General features: G+C 47.1%; 18 protein-coding genes. All 18 read right to left on the bottom strand.

Annotated features, from left to right (window positions below):
* The coding region (locus F3H20_RS16785; RefSeq protein ID WP_262501628.1) for a phage tail fiber domain-containing protein at nucleotides 1-632 on the bottom strand (632 nt) is incomplete at its 3' end.
* A gap of 56 nt (nucleotides 633-688) precedes the next feature.
* On the bottom strand, nucleotides 689-5,239 hold the full coding sequence (locus F3H20_RS16780) for a phage tail tip lysozyme (RefSeq protein WP_149736033.1): 4,551 nt from the start codon (nucleotides 5,237-5,239) through the stop codon (nucleotides 689-691).
* A gap of 33 nt (nucleotides 5,240-5,272) precedes the next feature.
* Nucleotides 5,273-7,528, bottom strand: a complete 2,256-nt coding sequence (locus F3H20_RS16775; RefSeq protein WP_149736032.1) for a hypothetical protein — start codon at nucleotides 7,526-7,528, stop codon at nucleotides 5,273-5,275.
* Between the two features lie 22 nt (nucleotides 7,529-7,550).
* On the bottom strand, nucleotides 7,551-8,129 hold the full coding sequence (locus F3H20_RS16770; protein ID WP_449421259.1) for a virion core protein, T7 gp14 family: 579 nt from the start codon (nucleotides 8,127-8,129) through the stop codon (nucleotides 7,551-7,553).
* A 7-nt stretch (nucleotides 8,130-8,136) separates the two neighbouring features.
* Complete coding sequence (locus F3H20_RS16765; protein ID WP_188128385.1) at nucleotides 8,137-8,583, bottom strand: phage protein Gp13 family protein; 447 nt, start codon at nucleotides 8,581-8,583, stop codon at nucleotides 8,137-8,139.
* Nucleotides 8,580-10,946: a phage nozzle protein gene (locus F3H20_RS16760; RefSeq protein ID WP_149736029.1), complete on the bottom strand. Its 2,367-nt coding sequence runs from the start codon at nucleotides 10,944-10,946 to the stop codon at nucleotides 8,580-8,582. Before F3H20_RS16760 ends, F3H20_RS16765 begins: the two co-directional genes overlap by 4 nt.
* A 3-nt stretch (nucleotides 10,947-10,949) precedes the next feature.
* Complete coding sequence (locus F3H20_RS16755) at nucleotides 10,950-11,519, bottom strand: phage tail protein (RefSeq protein ID WP_188128384.1); 570 nt, start codon at nucleotides 11,517-11,519, stop codon at nucleotides 10,950-10,952.
* Between the two features lie 78 nt (nucleotides 11,520-11,597).
* Nucleotides 11,598-12,584: a major capsid protein gene (locus tag F3H20_RS16750; RefSeq protein WP_149736027.1), complete on the bottom strand. Its 987-nt coding sequence runs from the start codon at nucleotides 12,582-12,584 to the stop codon at nucleotides 11,598-11,600.
* 100 nt (nucleotides 12,585-12,684) lie between these two features.
* Entirely contained in the window at nucleotides 12,685-13,476 is a 792-nt protein-coding gene (locus F3H20_RS16745) for a capsid assembly protein (RefSeq protein ID WP_149736026.1), read from the bottom strand.
* A 2-nt stretch (nucleotides 13,477-13,478) separates the two neighbouring features.
* Nucleotides 13,479-15,032 (bottom strand): portal protein, encoded by a 1,554-nt coding sequence (locus F3H20_RS16740; protein ID WP_149736025.1) that lies wholly within the window; start codon nucleotides 15,030-15,032, stop codon nucleotides 13,479-13,481.
* Nucleotides 15,033-15,044: 12 nt separating this feature from the next.
* Nucleotides 15,045-15,302 carry a hypothetical protein gene (locus F3H20_RS16735; protein ID WP_149736024.1) on the bottom strand — a complete coding sequence of 86 codons (258 nt, stop codon included), beginning with the start codon at nucleotides 15,300-15,302 and terminating at the stop codon, nucleotides 15,045-15,047.
* 502 nt (nucleotides 15,303-15,804) lie between these two features.
* Nucleotides 15,805-16,290 (bottom strand): hypothetical protein, encoded by a 486-nt coding sequence (locus F3H20_RS16730; RefSeq protein ID WP_149736023.1) that lies wholly within the window; start codon nucleotides 16,288-16,290, stop codon nucleotides 15,805-15,807.
* Nucleotides 16,272-17,027, bottom strand: coding sequence for a 5'-3' exonuclease H3TH domain-containing protein (locus tag F3H20_RS16725; protein ID WP_188128383.1), 756 nt, complete (start codon nucleotides 17,025-17,027; stop codon nucleotides 16,272-16,274). Before F3H20_RS16725 ends, F3H20_RS16730 begins: the two co-directional genes overlap by 19 nt.
* Nucleotides 17,027-17,233 carry a hypothetical protein gene (locus F3H20_RS16720; protein ID WP_149736022.1) on the bottom strand — a complete coding sequence of 69 codons (207 nt, stop codon included), beginning with the start codon at nucleotides 17,231-17,233 and terminating at the stop codon, nucleotides 17,027-17,029. The genes F3H20_RS16725 and F3H20_RS16720 overlap by 1 nt, the downstream gene beginning before the upstream one ends.
* A gap of 1 nt (nucleotide 17,234) precedes the next feature.
* Nucleotides 17,235-18,086 carry an ATP-dependent DNA ligase gene (locus F3H20_RS16715; RefSeq protein ID WP_149736021.1) on the bottom strand — a complete coding sequence of 284 codons (852 nt, stop codon included), beginning with the start codon at nucleotides 18,084-18,086 and terminating at the stop codon, nucleotides 17,235-17,237.
* 11 nt (nucleotides 18,087-18,097) lie between these two features.
* Nucleotides 18,098-18,310 (bottom strand): ferredoxin-thioredoxin reductase catalytic domain-containing protein, encoded by a 213-nt coding sequence (locus tag F3H20_RS16710; protein ID WP_149736020.1) that lies wholly within the window; start codon nucleotides 18,308-18,310, stop codon nucleotides 18,098-18,100.
* A gap of 12 nt (nucleotides 18,311-18,322) precedes the next feature.
* Nucleotides 18,323-18,919: an FAD-dependent thymidylate synthase gene (gene thyX / locus F3H20_RS16705; protein WP_149736019.1), complete on the bottom strand. Its 597-nt coding sequence runs from the start codon at nucleotides 18,917-18,919 to the stop codon at nucleotides 18,323-18,325.
* A complete protein-coding gene (locus tag F3H20_RS16700; RefSeq protein WP_149736018.1) occupies nucleotides 18,916-19,137 on the bottom strand; it encodes a helix-turn-helix domain-containing protein in 222 nt (73 codons plus the stop codon). The genes thyX and F3H20_RS16700 overlap by 4 nt, the downstream gene beginning before the upstream one ends.

Here is a 19,137-nt window from a genome sequence, read left to right as displayed (position 1 = left end):
GAAGCCTTGGCATTGGTCTCTGAGGTCTTAGCGGCAGTCTCAGAGGCTTTCGCATTGAGTTCCGAAGTACGAGCCGCAGAAGCACTCGCAGAGGCATCATTGGCCTTAGACTGAGCGAAGTTCGCTTGAGCAGTCGCTTGGTCAACCTTGGCCTGAGAAGCCTGAATGTACCCTGCCTGAGTAGACTCAAAGTATCGCTTATTGACAGCATCCAGATTGTCTACAGGGTCAAGGAGATTCTTCAGGACTTTCAGACGAGCATCCCATTTACCGTCAAGGTCATCCAGAGCCAATCCTGCCTCCTGAACCTTGTCTTTGGTTTCCTCTGCAATATGGAGCAACTGAACCTCAAACAACGTCAGGTCTCCAGCACGAAGGACAGAAGCATCCTCCCATGCCACCAGACGGTCAGTAGCGGTTTCCCTGTAGATGACTATAATAGCGTTCAGTACAGGAGCATTTGTGAAGGTTAGTTGCTTATCAGACACCGTGTAGTCAGTCCCATAGGTCAAAGGGTTTCCGTCAATCATTACTTTGATGAAGGACTTCCTCAAGTAATCAAAAGGAAACGCAAAGACCTTCTGTGAGCCAGTACCTTTGTAAGTCACAATAGTCTTACGTTCACTAGCCAAAATATCACTCACCTTTCTTTAAGAAATAAGAAAGAGACCCACGGAATCGCAGGTCTCTACTTCATTAGTTTGTCCAAGATATTTCCTCCGGTTGGAGCCGCCTTCTTGGGAGGCTTATCCGGCAACTTGGAGTGGTCTTTAAGTTCTCCGGTCAGGTACATCATACCGAGCCATCCATTGAGTGGTAGGCCGTTTACGACATCCTGAATATCTTGTTTGGAGCCTTGATGAGTAGCCAGATGGTAGGCCGCTACCGGGAACTGAATGGACTTATTGATGGTCTGAGCGGCAGGTAATTGGCGTGTAGCGTTGTATGCTACGTTTCCTAACCACTCCTTCTTGTTAGTGTTCCAAGAGGATTGCGTTTGCTTTTGATTAGAAGATACTGTGTTATCTACGGTAGTACGGAACATCGGGGTTCCTGTAGCAATCTCGTAGGCATCCGTAAAGAAGCCCGGAATAGACCCTGTGATAGCACCACGAGAGAAGGCCGCTACAGCGAGTCTCCACGGAGCGAGTTGCTCCTTGAGGTACTGTTCACGCTTGGTCTTATCCTCTGGGAACCTAGCCCATGCTCTACCATAAGTCAACCCTGCATAGGCCATCATGTTTGTTCCCATAGAGAATAGAGCCGCCAATACATCATCAGCCTGTCGGCTTGTCATGGCCCTCATGGTTTGACCGTTGATAGCCCGGAAGGTGAAGTCCTTGAACTGGAAGAACATCCGAGTGAACCAGTTGGCCTCCTTGAGCATACTCATGTTACCCACGGTCTGCTGTTGGAAGGCTCTCATAGCATTGTTGTCTACGAGCATTTTCCATTGGAAATATGTCACCGGATTGTCTTTAATCCACTGGACATCATTAGCCACACCGTTTCCGATGTATTTCTTGATGTCATTCTTCAAGGCATCTGTAGCCGCTCTACTGTTGATACCAACAGCCTTTAGGTTCCACTCTGAGAATGGATTTCGAGGTTTAATGATAGTGCCGAACTTAGCACCATTGGCCCAATCTACAGAATCCAAGACAGTCCAGATACGAGCCTCATTAATCATCCGGTCAGTTAGGTAGGGGAGACGGTTCACAGTCGAAGTGAGTTTCCCTACGAACTTAGCGACCTCATTTACTTTGTCAGCCGCCAGAGCCATCTTACTTCCTAACTCTGAGACCTCACGGAAGGAGCGAGACTCATAGGATGCAGAGTTCGTCCAGACACGGTTCATCAAGTCTTCCCCGAAGGCTCTCTTGGCTACCTCTTCGACAAGTTGTTGCTTCTGAGTGCCAAGCATAATCTTCCGGTATACGCTTGAGATTTCCGGGATAGCACTCATTAGGATACGACCTCCTACATAGGACATCGCACCACCTAGTTCTCCCAACTGAGCGGACGCCATATTACCACCGACATCGCCATAAGCCTTAGTACGCACAAAGTCGCTGAAGGCATCCTTTACGGTCTTATCGGTTCCGTATCCACGGACTCCTCTGATTCTGTCGATGAGAGCATGAGCGGCCTCTTCTTCGAGTTTCCGTTGAGCAGGGGAGATGCCTCCCGGTTTGCGTTCGGCATGGCCTAACTCTTGAACAAACTTGTCGAGAATTTTGGCTCTCTCAACTGCATCACCAAGGGTATTGTGGATAGCGATTTCACCTGCGGTTCGCTTAATCATCTTCGGGAGAATCCTGTCAATGGAAGTTAAGCGCAGGTCTCTGTCATAGCAGAAGGTTCCACCCCAAGGAGCAGATATTTCTCCAGAGGTATCCATCGGGAATCTCTCCCGGAGAAATGTTGCGGTATCATCGCCATAGCGACCGCTTCCTGTGAAGGTCAACTGAGAGACCTCACGGTCAATTTGACCTTTGGCCCAATTCACGGATTCCTTCTCAATCCAATCGTCAACCATGTCTTCAGTGATTGCGATTTTCTCAGGAGCCTCGCCTTTAGAACCTGCTTTCTTCCAAACGTTCATAGCATCCTCATACCGGATGTTCTCGGCACGTTCCAGTTTAGCCCGAACCACATCACGTTTCACGAATTGACGAGCGTAGTCAGCGAAGAAGTCAACAGCCTCCTCCTGAGTCTTGAAGTATTTACCCACAAGTTGAGTCAGGCGGTCTTCATCGGTAACACGATAGAACTCATGGTCTACCGCATCGAGGCGAGGGTCTACCAGACTGCCTTTACCACGGACACCACCAAGACGTTCGGAAGGCATCTGGGCATGAGACCACATATCCTCCATGATTTCCTTAACCTTGCTTGCGGCCTGTTCCACAGCAGGTTCCCAAGATGTCCGAGTGATACCTGCGGTATTCCCTGCGTATCTCGCATTGAAGCACTCCATAACGTCCTTGTCGAACTGCCGCATCCTTTGGGGAGTAGGCAAGCCGTGGGATAATACAGTTTCCAATAGGTACTTAGTGCGGATGTCCATGTAGTCGCTATACATAGAGTTCCAGCGGTTCGATAGGTGTTCTGCTTGTTTCTCAGCCGGGAGAGCAGAGGGAGCAGTACGAGGCCGCATCCGGTAGTCATGTCCAAGGAGTTCAGCCAGTTTAGCCCCGGAGTTTGTCTTGGAGTTAACAAGGACACCATAAGGAGTCTTCCAGAACCAATCAGCCTCAAGGCTCTTACCGACTGACTTAGGGATGAACCAAGGGAGGTCTTTCTGAGCCTTTCCCACGCTGGCCCCTGTATCATCGAACCATTTGGCCCAAGTATTGACGTTGAAGATGTTGTTCTGTGAATAGCGGATACCGTGGACTAACATTGAACCATCGGGATTGATATGAATAGGACTCTCTTTGTAGATTTGGTGTTGAATACTTCTTTGGACAATATCCCGGAGTTCCTCATCGGATACCGAGGATTTGACACCAAGTTTTCTCAACTGAGCATCAACCTTGCCTTTGATAATATTGAATACCTTATCGTTTTTCGGAGCCTGCTCAATCCAGTGGCCTAAGATTTCCTCCGGGCCGCCCCCGGTTTTCACAGCCAATTTCCATTCTTTTGTCTGAGGATTATTAACACGTTTCATTACTTCATCCATGACAGTCTTATAACCGGAATCCCCAAGGAACGCTTGAAGACCCTCATGGACACCAATTTCATGCGCCACAAGACCGTCTAAGGTCTCCGGTGTGACGTGTTCTTTAGCAAGTACCGAGATGCCAGTACCTTTGATGTCGAAGGCTTTGAAGTCATCGCTCAGAGTGATTCCCAGTTCCTGTGCGGCTTTCTTGGCCTCCTCTTTACCCATCACGAAGATACGGCCTGTTTTCATTAGTTCAGCGGCCTCAGAGCCTTCCTTAACGATACTCTTAATGAAGTCGCTGTCTTGATATTTACCAAGAATTGCTCTAGCGTTGGCCCTCACTTCGCTGGGTAGGGGAGCATCAAGGGAATTTGCGATTGCATGGGATTCCATGTTATCTATCGCCCCATCAAGTACACGGACTGCATCGTTCTCTATGCCTCTACGAGCGAGGTCTTTTAGGACACCTGTAGCAACACCAGCGATACCACCTATCAGCATGGCCCCTGCATAGTGCGGTTGGTATCCACCATAGCGTTCCGCTAAAAAGCGGTCAAAACCCATGATACCCATATTTTGAGCCGCTAGTTCTCCATAACGAATCATCTTCGCCTGTGATAGACGCATTCCCATCGCACCTAATCTACCTAGACTTTTTGCGACAAAAGCCTCTTGACCTAACACCGGGACTAGAAGCCAAGGGTCAAGTAAAGCACCTGCCACGGTTGCCAGTGAAGACAGGCCATAGCCGTAATTTGAGACCCTGTATGCTCTTTCCAAGTCCTCTCGTTTCATAGCGACAAGCCGATTGAGATGGTCAGAGGACATAGCGTTCATGAGGACGAACTTCTGAGCGGAGTAGTCATTTGGGAGCATCTTATTTACGAAGTCAACTTCCTCTTTAGAAGGAGTGTAATTGCTAAAGCCAGGAACAGTCCAATGACCAGTAGAGGCCATTGACTCCAGAGCGGCCCACCCTGAACGAACGACTGAGATAGTCCCTTTGTCGTAAAAGGAATCAAGAAACTTGTCTTTAGATTCTTGCCAAAAGGAAGGCGGTGGAGCAGGGTCTTCCGGGTTCGGAGTATTCTCCGGGACACCATAAGCACCTTGACCAGTTCTGAAAAAGAAAGAAGCAGGGTCAGAGCCAATGGCATCGTACCCCGCTTTTACTCGAAACGCATATGTGGCATCTGGGTCTTGCGGTCTTTCAAATTCCCTTAGAAACATATTGACTGCCTGTTCCGGTGAAGAGTTTCCCATTCTATTCAATAGGTCTGGGTCAATTTCAGACATCATGTATTCTAATTGAGTATCAAGGTCGGACACGTCAGTTCCTTTGGAATCAGCGTAGTTCTTCAATCCTTGTTTTCTTCCGGGGTCTGTCCATTGAGCGATACCATAGCCAACTCTGTCATTTACATCGAATGACTTTTGGACATGACCTTCATGAATTGTGTTGCTATACCCGGATTCGCCAGCAAGATTCCCCATGATACCTGCAATCTGGGAATTATTAAGCCCTTTACTGGCTAACCACTGTTTTATATACTCCTTGTTATCCAAGGTATTACCTCCTTTCTCTGTAATATGCCGCAATTACCAAGGGACGTGGAAGAACTCCTTGGTTTTATCCCACCAAGTCGGCTCATGAGTTTCTCCTTTAGGAGCCTCAATTTTGTAGTCTCCTTGGAATATAGGAGTATTCTTCGCTCTCTGAACACTGTCATAGGCAAACTGGTTCGCTTGGTTCGTGAATAACTCACGGTCATACGTTGCGGATACTCCGTTACCTTTGATTTCTATACGGTCAGTATAAGGGTTATAAATAGCGAAGATATGGGACGCATCAACTCCGCTGTAACTTGCCAATGCCTGTCTCTGGTTATCCATGAAGGCAGAAGCGGTAGCGGCTTTGTCATCCACATTGAGACCAGAGAACCAAGCCTTCGGAAATACATGGTTATTGTAGGCCCAATAGTTTTCCTTGGCTTTACCACTAGCAATCTCCATCGCAGTCTCAATCGGATACCCTGCACCTTGGAGGTACAGAGCCATAGTGTGAATATGAGAGTTCAAGATGGAATCTTCCGTAATTGGGACAGAGGCGGTACTACCACTCATATCTGTTATATCCACTGAAGAAGGCTTTCTGTTCTTGTAGTTTGTTTCATATTGCTCCTTCAAGGTAGGGTCTTTAAGAGCCTCACGGCCCTGCACAAAGATTGTCAAGGCATCGTCTGTACTTTTCCCTAAGTCCCGGAGACTTCTAATGGTCTGAATTGAAGCGGTAATCTCAGGCCCGAAGATACGACCAAAAGTTCCACTGTCAGCCTCGTACATCTCCAAGGCACTACGGACACTACCTACATCCATATCCTGAACGATAGTGTGTGTACTAGCAGTATCCAAGGCTCCTTGAATTTGTCCTTTCAATGCCTTAACATAGGATTCTCCCGGCCCGAATCTAAGTACCTGCATGGCGGTCTTTGCCTTTTCTTGCGGGGATATATCCTTCATATAGAGTTCCATCATGTTTTCTTTAAATAGGTCGTATGCCTCTTCGGGAGTCCAAGGAGACTTAACGGTATTTCCGTTCTCGTCTACAAAATAAGCGTCTGGTAGACCGCTAAGAGATTGTGCAACAGGATACCTTCCGTCAGTTGCTTGATTATTCATATGAGCGTTGAACTGCGCTCTCCAAATATACCTTTTTTGATTCATAGCGGCCTGTTTAGCCAATGCTTTAGCCTTACGAGCCTCTTCTTGTTTCTGAAGGACTACAGCGTTATGGTACACCTGCTCAGACTCTGGAGCGAGAATGTGGTACATTTCCGGGTCGTTTTTCTTTAACTCCTGCATCCAAGGTAAAATCTCATCTGGTTTTAACTTCTGCATCTCTATTCGTTTCTTGAAGACATATTCATCGTTCATTCTACGAGCAGAGATAATAGCGTTTTGTATGGCTTCCGAATTATCAACCTTAGAACCCAAAAGAACGGGGTTCCCATCATCCCCGGTGAATAACTCAATACTAGATAACGCCTTAACCTTATCTGGCGATGCAGAGAAGACAGCGACATTATTCAAAAATGTCTTAGCGAGAGCCATACGTTCTTCACGAGTCATCTTTGTCACAGCAGCCCCACGGAACAACTCTTGGGCCTTCGCTGTGAGTTCCTCTGATGTAAGGTTTAGGCTATTCTGAGCCAACTGTCCGAAGTCTGCCTGAATTGTGCCATCGCGGACAGCGCGTAGGTCTTTCGAGTAGTCGGCAATCTGAGCCTTGACTTGACTCAATAAGTCAACATGGAAGTTATCGAAGAAGCCCTCACGGAAGGCTTGCTCATGGGATGTCTCCTTCAGGTACTCCGGTAATTTCTCGTTGTAGAACTTAGAGAACCGAGCGGCCTCTTCCTCAGAGGTCTTGGCCCTGCCTTCTTGTGCTACTAATTCACTATACTCAGCGAGAGTTTTAGAACCAAAATATTTACCACGCCACTTCTCAATTAAGTTGATAGCATAGGGACTATCTGCCAGTTCAAAGTGACCGTAGGTGTTTAATAGGTCAATAGCCTTTAGTTTCTTTAAGTCTTCTTCGGATACTCCTTTGAGAAGGCGTTCAGTTGCGGCGGTATCAACTTTCTCTCTATCTTTCTCTTTAGCGACACCCAATGCCATAAGGGAATCCCCTAAGACTCCTAACGACCGTGCAAGTAGTACACCATCATTAGAAGCAGGAGCCGTAACACCAACATGAGCAGGGAGCGAAGTAAGTCTCTGTTCATAAGTATTTTGTGGCATCGCCGAGAACTGCCGCTGAGTACCTAAAGCGGATGCTACGTTACTCGCCATGTGCCTTATCCTCCTTTCTCATTTATCTCACTACCCCTTTCCAGAAGTCCCATTTGTAACCCTTAGACAGCGCATCGTTCTTCGCCATAGTACCGGAGGTATAAGCATTGACACCTGCCGAGGCCACATCTAAGAACAGACCGAGTTTGCTTGGAGCCGAAGGTGGCTTCAGCCCTGAGATATAGTTCTTAGTGGACAGAAGGGTAGTCTCTTTATTCAAGTCGATTTCATTGGATTTTCTCTGGTAGTTGTCTTGGATGGATGCGACAGACCGCGCTTCATCAGCGTGTACGCTACGCATAATCCGGTCTGCTGTACGTCCACCACCAGCCATCTCTTCAGCAACAGCCGCTTCTACCTGAGAATTGAGTTGCATCGCATTAAGACGTGTCTTAGTAATCTCTTGGACAGCCGCATCGAAGGCATCCCTGCGCTCAATTTCATAATTTGCAAATTCACGGTTCATGGATTGAATAGCATAGGTGGCCTGTTGAGCCATAGCCTCTCCCTGCGCCTGTGCCGCTTGGGCCTGTGCTTGATAGTTCATGACAGACCCTGCAATACTAAGCCCTGCCTGTGCGACAGAAGCCCACCAACACATTAGGCGTTCACCTCTTTCTTGTGATAATGAACATGGAAAAGAGTTCGTTCTGTTCGACCCATTCAGCCCCTAGCCAGTTGAGCCAAGAGACATGCAATTTGTTCTTGTTGTAGACTACATTAATAAGGCACTCGTATTCTGCCAAGAGGGTCTTCAGGTATCTCCGGGAGAACCGGAGGAACTCAATCTTGCGGCTCTCAACAGCGTTTGTCATCAAGAGCCATATAGCACCTACTGTCAGATTTCTTGTAGGTTCAATTCCACCAATCCCAAGGACTTCTCCGGTCTCATCCTCAATGACCGCCTGTACCTTGTTGATGGATAAAAGAAGGGAGGGGAGATGCGAGTCGAAGGATTTTCCACTCGCTACCTCAACCTCCTCAATGTCAATTCTTCGAGCATTATCTGCAAACTCGAAGATATGAGCAATCGTTGCAGGAACGACCTTAATCATAATCGCTGAGACCTCCTGTAGTAATTTCCTTCCCATCCTGCGCCAATGATGGACACTGGGGTAGGATAGGTACTTTCAATGGAAATTCGGCAGTTTGCGCTCAAGGATTGTACCGGGAACTTGAATATTCCTGTCTCCGAAGGCATTCTGTTTAGATAGTTCCTACCAGAGCCAAGGATACGAGCAGTCATTTCATAAGTGAATGTCTGCTTGTCGAAGTGTTCCACAGTGGCCTTGAAGTACCCAGATTCCACATAGTTGACCCAGAAGTTCCGCAGTTGGAGTCGGCCTTCAGTATCTGCTCTTGTCCCTCGGTCATCCTGTTGCTTCAGCATGATTTCCGAAAATGAGAATTTCCAGTTATATAACTGGCCCACAGTCATCTTTTGGCCTGTCCAGTTACCTTGCAACTTTACGGTTCCATTAGTCATCTCTGAGGAACTGTAGGAACGGAATAGACCATCTGGAGTGACGAGACCATAGGTTCCAGCCGCAACAGAGCCGCCATAGACATTCTTGAAGTCGAACGTGGTCATGTCATTTACACTGTCATAGTTCTGGGCCGGGATAGGAGCGGCAATTGCTTTGCGGTCAAGAAAGACACGATAAGGCTCATCGTCATAATCCTTTGTGTTGTAGGTAAAGGACATCTTTTCAAGGAACAGCCCTGAATCTCTTTGAATCACAAGGTACAACTGAGAGCCGATGAAGCCGCCTCCCAGAATCTTTCCACCGTTGAATGTCCAATGAGACCATGAAGCCTGAATCCGTTGCTCATCTACAAAGAGGTACTTATAGACATAAATTTTGTCTTCAGCCCCTTCGGTTAGAATCAGCAGGATATTCTCAATGGTCGAGGAGATTAGCCGATAAACACCATTTGGAATATACGAAGGTACATGACTTGTGATGTCCTGTGCGTTCTTCACGTTGGTTACATCCTGAACCGCATAAAACTCTTTAATTGAGGTATATTGCGCTCTTTCAGCCGGAAAGTAAACCCTTCGACCTGCGCCTACAGGACGAGTATAGGTATTACAGCCAAATTCAGTCACTTGGTCAAGTCGAGCGTTCTTAGGACTTAAAATACCTTCGGCTCGGAGGACGAACTGAGTCTGAGCGGAGAATAGCAAGAGTTCCTCTGCGAAGGGAACAGCGTGATACAAAATGGAGACAGTATTGTGACTAACTGCCAAGTCAATCGGGTCTGTATCCTGAAGTTCCACAGCGGAACTCATCCAGAACTGAAAGAACTCCCCGGCCTTCGACAAGATAACATTCTCTCCAGCGATGAAGCCCAAGCGGTTCCTGAAGAAGAATAGGTCATTAATCTTCTGTCCAATGAAGGAAGGGAGAGGGTTTGAGTCATCATCCCCGGTCTTCCGTTTGACCCAATCAGCAGGTTTCAAAGTGAACGTATAGTCGGCTTCGCGAACCAATACAAACGGCATGGTGGAGGCATCAAAAGTACATTGTATTCCCGGTTTTGCAGTCTCTTTCCATACTTTATCTACCGCATCGTATTTCACATAGTAATCATCAGCACCACTTCCGGGTTCTCCGAGGACTTCCACAATGAACCCATCGGGAGCCTGTGCCGGTAAATTGGAGAACTTTTGGACGGTCTTCAGAATCCCAATCATAGCGTTATTATTGAAGCCATCCTTTGTCTCTAAGGTTGAAATAGTCACGCCAGCCTTATAAAAATAAAGCCAGCCCTCACCTTGGGTAACTGTGTAGCCAGCCGTGGTGAGACCTGTCTTCAACTGCGTAGCGATGTAGTTGGTGTCAATCTGTGTACTATGAGCGGATTGAGAACCATCGGGAGTCGTAAAGGTAGCGACAGAAGTCCCATTGACGATGATTTCATACTTTCGTCCATATTGACCCTGTTTGACATTTATTAAGGCTCCTTGAGTGGCCCACACATTCGGAGTAACCTCAGAAGTCATGGCAGTTATCTTGTCAATGTTTACAATGAACGTATAGTCTGCTACTGTGATAGCCTTGAGTTTTCTCCGTGGGTTCGTAGTAGTGATATAGCCTTGCGCTCCTGTTGCATAGTTGACTGTCTTTTTATTTCCTTTGGCATCCCAGACGTGAACCTCAGAACCGTTGAATAAGACAACGTACTGCTCATATTCATCCCGGTTGATAAGATGCACCAATGGTTTTACTCCAGGAGCAATTGCAGAAGATAGAAGGGAGGCGATGTGAATGGTGGGAGGACGTTTCTGGAGACCGCTGGCTTCCGTGGACATACCGTTCTCTTGGTATTCCAACTGTTCCGGGAGTCGTAGAATAGGAGGCTGTTGGCTAATACCGGAGACGAGATTCTTAATGGTCTGTGAGTACAGGCCCATAACTTATCGCCTCCGTAACTGCTGAACTCCTGTCATGTCCAGCATATTGAAATTGTTCAGTTCCAACTCGTACTCCTGAAGGTCTCGCCATGCTTCCATCTCGTACCGAGCCAACTCTTCAGTCAGAGCGGAGTCACCGAGATAACGCACTTGGAACTCCCTAGCGGCCTTCGCTGTGATATATTGTTTCATTGGTTCTGGCATGTCCTCGAAGGGAACCAATAGGATACATTCAACTTCAATATTATTTTCAAAGGTATCGGTCTGATTATCGAAGTCGTAGAGATAATCCCCACGCTTTACATACCGAGTACCATCAGTACCTCTAATAAATAGGAAGTTATCCATCCATCGGATTTTCTTAGTGAATATATCTGGGTTCAGAGTGTAACTCTCAATGATATTGAAAGACCATCCTTTGGCTTGTACTTGGCGATTCGTGAGGTTCAATAAGCGGATTGCATTAATGACATCCACGTTTGTCGGGTTTTCGATAGAGTTTACCGGGGATTCACCAATGGCCCCGATGATTTCATTTACAGCATCCAATTCAGTAACAGGAGTCAGAATCACCAGAACTCCTCCTTTCGTGTCAAAATAGTAAAAAATAGGGGAACCCTCTGGAATACCAGAAGATTCCCCTATCTTAGATTAGGAGTGGGTTACAATACCCATAAAGGCGGCTTCAGGACGAAGACCACCATGACCCATAGCGTACTTAGCCACAAGCATATCTGCTTGGTATTCGGCTCTACGGGCCTGTTCCAGAGCAAGGTCACGCAGTTTCACAGTGCCTACAGCGGTTCTGTGCATAGCGATGAACATGCAAGAATCTTTGTAGGTGTCTGGAAAGACGTGTCCATCACCCTGTAATAGACCTTCATTCACAGCGGCTCCACCATCGGTCAAGTGAGGACACTCAATGATGTCGAAGCCAGCCACACGCAGTACATTGGCTTCAGTGATAGTAGCCACAGCACCGAAGTCTCGGTTGATAGCCACTAAAGAAGCGACCAATGCGTTAGTCCCTTCAGGCTTCATGTATACATAGCGTTCAGCCGCAGGAACACGGTTCTTGGACATCTTGGCTTTGATTTCCAAGAGCATGTTGACAATGGCTTTACCCATCGCCTCAGTGATGCCGAAGTCAGCCGTAGCAAGGTTACGAGTTACCAGTTCACCTTTACCAAGGCCAGTGATGTTCTCTTTGTTGGCTACTACCAACTTAGCGGCTTCTGCCAAAACTGCGCCATCAGCGGCAAGGGCCAGAGCCTCACCCATTTGGCGAGAGTATTCACCGCGAACATCGTAGTGTTTCATAGCCTCGTCAATGTCTGCAATCATCTGCGAGGAAGTCAACAGACCATCAATCTGAATAGTCCGTTCGTTGTGAGGAATGTTCTCGCGAAGGTCATCCAGAGATTTCCCCGGTTTCAGATAAGCCGCTTTCGCACGACCAAATATCGGGAACTGCGCGGATTTTCCTGCCTCAATAGTTCTTACCATGTGTCTTCCCAAAGTAACCGAGGAACGCTCAAAGGCCGTAATGACCTCACCTGCGAACACCTTCAGATACATTTGGAGTAAATCAGTACCACCTTCAACTTTACCGGGTTGAGCAACAATTACATCTGCCATTAATTAATCATCCTTTCTTTTCTCAAAATTTTTGTTATGTGGATAAAAGAAAAGACCCCGACTCGTTTGAGTCAGGGCCATCCCAAGGAGGGCTATTGAATTAGCGCATGAAGGTTGACTTCATGGTTTTCTCTTGGACTTCTCTGGTATAACCGGGGTCACGCAAGTAGCGAGGGTCACTCATCGCTTTTACCATTTCTTCACGAGAGGTGAACCCTTGGACACCAGTGGTTGTGTTGCCTTTACCCATGATAGTCCGGTTCGCTGTACCGTACTTAGCGGTCATCTGGGCTTTGAACCCTTGGATAGCGATGCGGATTTGTGTCAGGTCTCCAGTTTCAATGACACGGTTGAACGCATTGACATACTCATTACCGAGTCCTTGTACGAACTGAGTCATCTGCTGGAACGCTTCTTTACCGCCAGCGTACTCATAGACCTGTGCCTCGAATCGTGCGGCAGTCGCTTCCATACCTGCGATATACGCATCGACTACAGACTTTGGGTATCCAGCCTTTTCCAGTTTAGACAGAGTGTCAGCACTCAGGGTTCCATTGGCTTCATACTCTGCGGCAATAGCATTGAAGTCCACGCCTTTAGCCGCAAGGTCTTTCTTGGCATCTTCTTCAGCCTGAATCTGAGTTTTGATGTCAGTCTCCAGTTGTTTCTCAGGAGTTACCTCAGTGTCGGGTTGTTTATTGTCACCATCTTTGGTGTCATCTTTTGGAGTATCATCGGTTTTTACAGTCCCATCTCCGTCCTCGGTTTTCAAGTTGACGGTCTGGGTATTGGTCGTGGTAATCTGTACGTCACGACCTTCAAGAGCCTTTTCAGCATCTTCTTTGTTGCCTACAATGGCATTGTCACCGTAGATGTTTTCAACATCAGCCATAGTTATTTACCTCCTTGATTTTGACCTTGAAGTTGAGCATCAGCGAACCCTTTAGCAAGATTTGGAGTTGCTTGCTTTAGGAGTTCCATTTGTTGCATCTGCATCATCTCTTGTTGGATTTCCTCATCGCTCTTGACGAGGTTCGTTGTGTCAAGGTTGAGTGCAGTTGCTACCATAGTCAGCAGGGTATCCATCTTGAGCCGCTGAGAAGCCTCTGGTAACTTAGCGGTGAAGTCAAGGAACGTAGCCAATTTATTCAAGTCGTGTCCACGGCCCAAGGCTTCCAGACCAGTTGTGATAGTAGGCTCAACGACACCTTCCGGTAAATCAGGGATTTCACCCATGCTTTGTAATTGAGCCAGTAGTCTACGGACAAGAGGGAGTTGGAGTTCTTGACTCAGGATTGAGTAGATGCCTCCAAGGGTATCCTCAAGTTCCCCAGCAACATAGCGAATCTCTTCAGCAGTAACACGCTCTCCTTGTCTTTGGACAGCGGAGTTCAGCATGAAGGCATAAGAAAGGCGAGCCTCAATTCCGCTCGCTGTTTTCTCTGCGACCTGAAGGTCAGCATATTTCTCAAGTTGTAGTGCGTGAATATCATCTGGTCTACCGGACACAAATTCTCCGGGTTTCGCTTTGGCTACCTTTTGAACCCTAGTCACGCCATTAGGATTCACAAGGAAAATGATATTGGCTGCTATAGCCGCAAGTTCGACTATGGCCTTCGAGAGACCTTCAAGTGAGCGGAGGTCTCCAAGGTACTCTTCTACAAACCCACGACCATACGATTCGCCATCCACTTTGAACATCCGAATAGGAATCCACGGAGTTTTATCTTTGGGGAATGTCTGCTCAGTACCGGGAATAACTTCACCTGCGACCTCTTGATAAGACACGAATTGTCCATCTTCGAGATAAGCGTGAGTGTAAATCTCAACGGTGTCTTCAGGTTTCTTTTGCTGTCCAGACTTATCAATCATGGACTTAACATCATCCGGTAGAGCGGCATAAGCAATCTTGTCTACAGTGACCAGTTGAATCACATTACCCAAGGCATCTCTTTGGAGAACGTAGGAGTTCAACTTGTAGAGTTTCATACCGCCTTCTTTCGGAGGCAGGAATAGGAGAGCATTACCTGTCACTACGAGAACTTTGAGAGCCTCTGCGACAGTCACACGGATTTGATGCGTCTCGATATACCGAGTGATTTTCTGCTCCAATAGCATCAAGGCTTGTTCGACTTTCTCCTTGACATCTTGCATGGTCTCAAGGTTTTCCTTTGCTCCTTGGCCCGGAGTGAGCCTGAAGAATGGGGAGTTCGGAGGGAGCAGAGCCAGCATCAATTTGGAGCCTAAGTTATTGACTCCGCGAGACCCTACGGATTGATAGGGAGTAGCAAAGTCCGTATTTGCATTGTCGGACTGTTGAGGAAACAGTGAGGGGATAGTATACTTAGCACACTCTTCGGCCCTTCGGATGTAAGGCGCACGTTCGGTTTCCATGCGCTTATATAAGGACTGTGCGGTCTCTGAGCGTTTTTGTTTGGTATCACTCATGGACTACACCGCCTAGATATTCAACCCGGTTCCACCGACAGAACCTCCACCAGTTGTGTTGGTTGGCTGAATCATAAGCCCTTTTTTACCTTTGGCTTTACGTTTGATTGCTTCACCAGTGGTGTCAACTCCGGTCTCCTGTTGAACATCGGGGTTCGGAGCGGCTACCGCTGGAGTTGCAGGTGTTTCCTGTTTAATGTTAGGTTTTATAGCATCAGCCGCTTTCTTTGCGGCGAATAGACCACCGACCCATCCTAAAACTCCACCCATCTACAACATCACCTCTCATTTAGTAATTAATCGGGGAATACCCGGATGATTGCTTGTCAGTGTTCTTGGCATCAATCTTCAAGGCTTGAGTGCCTCGCTTCTTAACGATGTTAAGGAACGAGTCATTACTGTCTCCGAAGATAGGAGAGTCAGGAGCCTTAGACTCAGTTTGAGGAACGAGTTCTCTAGCAGTTGTCTCTACCTTCGGAATTGAGGGCATACTAACTTTCCAACACATTCTCAATCCCCCTGTTCGTTTTGGCTCTCATGGATAGCCCTTAGTCTCCCTAAGACCTCACGGACACCTTTGATATAACCCATGTGTTCATCATTGTTCTTTGCTTTCTGAGTTAGTAAAGTGTCTATACCAAAAGAGGTCTCTAGGTACTCTAAGAGTCCCTGAGATATAATAGGAATCTTCAGTTCATCCTCCAGATACATCACCCTTTCTGTCCTTCTCTGGGATATGCCGCAATTAGGAACCTGATTATATATGCCTCAATTAACTCACTATCCTCACGAATGTAGGGTAGGTAACTTGGTAGCCACCTTTCTTGGTGTAAAGGTTTTCCATGAGTTTCTTATCTTCAGCAAGCGCACCTGCGGTCTCGATGAGAACGCAGTCATGCTCCACAGCGAGTTCCTCAAGCCGTTCCAGAGCAATCCTCCCGAACCCAACGAAGTCCGGGTCTACGGTGAAGACAATCATTTCTTTCAAGCAGGCTCCATTGGCCCACCAAAGGTTCCCAAAGTCATACATAATGACTCCGATAATTCTCTCACCAAGAACATAGACATCCAGATAGCCGCTACGGTTAGCGGTCTCTAAGGTTCGATGGATATTCCCAAAAGACACAAAAGGAGCCAAAGGATGACCCTTGGCCCCCATCATTGTCATATGACTGTAGATAGCGGTGGAGACGTGGAGAACCTCATCGGGAGCGAGTTGTCTGTCGAGAAGGGTTACTTCTACCGCTTTGGCTCCCATAACTTCACCGCCTTATTCTTGAAGTCATAATCCTCTTTGCGAAGAATCCGGGCTACTCGTGCCTGTGTCAAGGCATCATGCTCAGTGAGTCCTTTCTTCGTGAATTGAGCAACAACAGTCTCCCAAGAGCATCCTTCAGCGAGAATCTTCTGGGCAGTCTTTTCGCCAATACCGGGACACCCTGAGTAGTTGTCAGCGGTATCTCCGATGAGGGTCTGGAACATATGCCAATAGTTAGCCTCATCCTCAGAGATTTCATAGAGTTCGTCCTTGCGGTAGTTGAAGAATCGACCGGGAACGCTCTTAAAATCCTTATCACCGGAGATGATGAGTGTATTTGGTTTCAAGGTAGCCAGGATGCCAATACAATCGTCAGCCTCAAGGTTAGGCCGTTGATAGGTAGTGTAGTTCTCAAAGACCCACTCTTTGACCCCACGGTAACAGACAGGCTTGCGTTTTCCGATACGGTTAGCCTTGTAAGAAGGTAGGATGGTTTTTCTGAAGTTGTTATCATCGGTGAAGCACATGAGAATCTCATAGGCTCCTTCATGACCGAGCTTGGTCAATACCTTGTCAGTGATGGAGGAGATGCGGTCATCTACTTTAGCCTTGGCATCTGCGGCATCTGAGTGTAAAGTCCAAAGGTCATCTTCCCATTGAATCTCTGTCTCTACAGCGGCGCAGGACTCAAAGAGAATCATATCGGCATCAAAAAGCAAAATGAGTGGATGTTTCATTAGTCCATCCACCCCGCTTCATTCAAGGTCTCAGCCCCTTTGATTGTGAGATACCATTTGTTCGTAGCGATTCCAGCCAGTAGACAAGTGATATGCCCACGAGAAGCGGCCTCTGCGATAATCTTGGCGTTATATCTTGCGAAGTCGCTTTGTAAATGGCGAGGGTTTATATAAAGCGCATGAAGCACTTTCAAGTATTCGTTCATATTAGAAGTCTCCTTCCGTCTTATCTAATCGGATGCCTTTGAAGCGAGGCTCTCTCAGAAGTCCCTTTGAGGATTCGCACATCGCATCCACCTGTACGACCTTCCCAATGATTTCTTCAGGATTGCTCCACCAAGCGTGTCTCTGGGCATCGGTCATACCTGAGATTTCGATAGTCCTGTCATCCTTCCAGCAACATACGAGACCACCGAGGGTTCCCTTGTATTTCCCTTTGCCTTCATAGACACCAATGACCTTGAGGTCGAAGGAGACACCTTTCTTAATTTTGATGATGTCTGCATTTCGTTTTCCCGGTTGATATACGGCACGAGGGTTCCTTAGAACAGCACCTTCGCCTCCATGTTGGATGATAAGGTTAGCATACTTCTGGGCCTCCTCAATGGAGTACACAAGAGTCTGCATGACAAAGGTAGCGATGCGGCGTTCAACCACACCGCTCTCAATACGTTTTCTCAGTTCAATCCAAGAAGTCTTGAATGGAACATTGAAGTTGTCAAGGTTTAATAGGGTATGGCAGGAGGCATGAAGTTCCAAGTGTTGATTCTTGGTATCTCGTACCCACCCAGAGACAACGGACTGAGGAATTGTATTGCTATACACAGCGGCCTCAAATACAATTCCTTCACGGTTCTGGAGGATTTTCGACAGTTCAGTCTCAATGTGTCTCATGGAAGAAAAGACTTCCCCGGTTCGGCTATATGTGGTCACAATGTCGTTCTCTTTGATAGCACAGCACCAGACACCATCTACCTTCTGGGAGACAAACATAGGCCATACCAATTTCGCTACTTTGACCTTTGATAAGTCAAGAGCCAGTTGCGGCTTGAAGTTCATACAATCACTCCTTATACGAACAGGCCACAATGACAATGGCCCTCTTCACGGAACTCTTTGCAAGGGCAGATATTGTCAGGAGTACGTTGTAGTTTACAAGGGCAGTATCTAGCACCATATAGAGCCTTGTTGCGAGATAAGCCCTCAGTGATTGTGGTTTCCATCTCAGCGTTCACTTCGGCCCCGAATTGTTTTGCTACACGTTCATACCATTTTTCAGCCATGACGATTCCTCCTTAAAATTCACATTTAGTTTCCTTGCAGGTGTCACAAGGAGTAGTTACATTTGCAAATACTTCAGGCAGTTCAAAGGCCAGTAACCTTTTGATTTCATTAGCAACCTCACGGTGTTCAGGCATCGCTCTCAAACATAGCCGTTTCGGGAGGTACTCAAGCCATGCCCGGAGATTTCCAGTGACACGCAGTTTTGTAATGGTTCCTTTAGGAAGAAGATAGGCCGCATCCTCAGTTGGAACTCCACTCTGGATGAGGTCTTTATAAATTTGGAAAGTCTGCTCAATGTGCTTCGTGGCAGAAGGATGAGACTGGATACTTCGAGGACAGTCATAATCACCGGGATAGTGAGACATCGCTCCTCTTGAGGACTTAACGGTAAATGAGAGATGTCTATGTCTAGTGAGTTGCCCAAGGACAGCAAGTGAACACTCAATATCGAATGTAGCGTGGGCATGTTCTAAAACTGAAAAGTGTCCCGACTGCACTCCGTATTTCACAACAGAGGCAGGGGACACGTTTTTGTCATAACACTTACTCATCGCTCCTGCACATAACGCAAGAGCATTTGGTGTTAGGTGAATTAACTCTACTTTCATGCGACCACCCGATATACAGCAGGTCTTCCAGAACTATGAGGAACGACCTTGACAATCTTGCCTTCTTCGATAAGGCTTTTCAGGACACGGCTAATGGAACCAGAGTTTAGACCAAACGCATTGGCTACTTCATGTTGATTCACAGTAACAAAACCTTTCTTGTCTTTCATGGTGTGGATGAACTCCACGATAATCTCACGGCATACACTTGTTTTCAT

Source organism: Propionispora hippei DSM 15287, assembly GCF_900141835.1.
GTDB lineage: Bacteria > Bacillota > Negativicutes > Propionisporales > Propionisporaceae > Propionispora > Propionispora hippei.
Note: the sequence above shows the minus strand (reverse complement) of the source record. Positions and strands in the feature narration are given on the sequence as shown.

Bases quoted from the DNA above. Each gene is read 5' to 3' on its own strand.
- F3H20_RS16775 (WP_149736032.1), bottom strand. From the start codon at position 7,528: ATGGCGAGTAACGTAGCATCCGCTTTAGGTACTCAGCGGCAGTTCTCG.
- F3H20_RS16770 (WP_449421259.1), bottom strand. From the start codon at position 8,129: ATGTGTTGGTGGGCTTCTGTCGCACAGGCAGGGCTTAGTATTGCAGGG.
- F3H20_RS16765 (WP_188128385.1), bottom strand. From the start codon at position 8,583: ATGATTAAGGTCGTTCCTGCAACGATTGCTCATATCTTCGAGTTTGCA.
- F3H20_RS16760 (WP_149736029.1), bottom strand. From the start codon at position 10,946: ATGGGCCTGTACTCACAGACCATTAAGAATCTCGTCTCCGGTATTAGC.
- F3H20_RS16750 (WP_149736027.1), bottom strand. From the start codon at position 12,584: ATGGCAGATGTAATTGTTGCTCAACCCGGTAAAGTTGAAGGTGGTACT.
- F3H20_RS16745 (WP_149736026.1), bottom strand. From the start codon at position 13,476: ATGGCTGATGTTGAAAACATCTACGGTGACAATGCCATTGTAGGCAAC.
- F3H20_RS16740 (WP_149736025.1), bottom strand. From the start codon at position 15,032: ATGAGTGATACCAAACAAAAACGCTCAGAGACCGCACAGTCCTTATAT.
- F3H20_RS16735 (WP_149736024.1), bottom strand. From the start codon at position 15,302: ATGGGTGGAGTTTTAGGATGGGTCGGTGGTCTATTCGCCGCAAAGAAA.
- F3H20_RS16730 (WP_149736023.1), bottom strand. From the start codon at position 16,290: ATGGGAGCCAAAGCGGTAGAAGTAACCCTTCTCGACAGACAACTCGCT.
- F3H20_RS16725 (WP_188128383.1), bottom strand. From the start codon at position 17,027: ATGAAACATCCACTCATTTTGCTTTTTGATGCCGATATGATTCTCTTT.
- F3H20_RS16720 (WP_149736022.1), bottom strand. From the start codon at position 17,233: ATGAACGAATACTTGAAAGTGCTTCATGCGCTTTATATAAACCCTCGC.
- F3H20_RS16715 (WP_149736021.1), bottom strand. From the start codon at position 18,086: ATGAACTTCAAGCCGCAACTGGCTCTTGACTTATCAAAGGTCAAAGTA.
- F3H20_RS16710 (WP_149736020.1), bottom strand. From the start codon at position 18,310: ATGGCTGAAAAATGGTATGAACGTGTAGCAAAACAATTCGGGGCCGAA.
- thyX (WP_149736019.1), bottom strand. From the start codon at position 18,919: ATGAAAGTAGAGTTAATTCACCTAACACCAAATGCTCTTGCGTTATGT.
- F3H20_RS16700 (WP_149736018.1), bottom strand. From the start codon at position 19,137: ATGAAAACAAGTGTATGCCGTGAGATTATCGTGGAGTTCATCCACACC.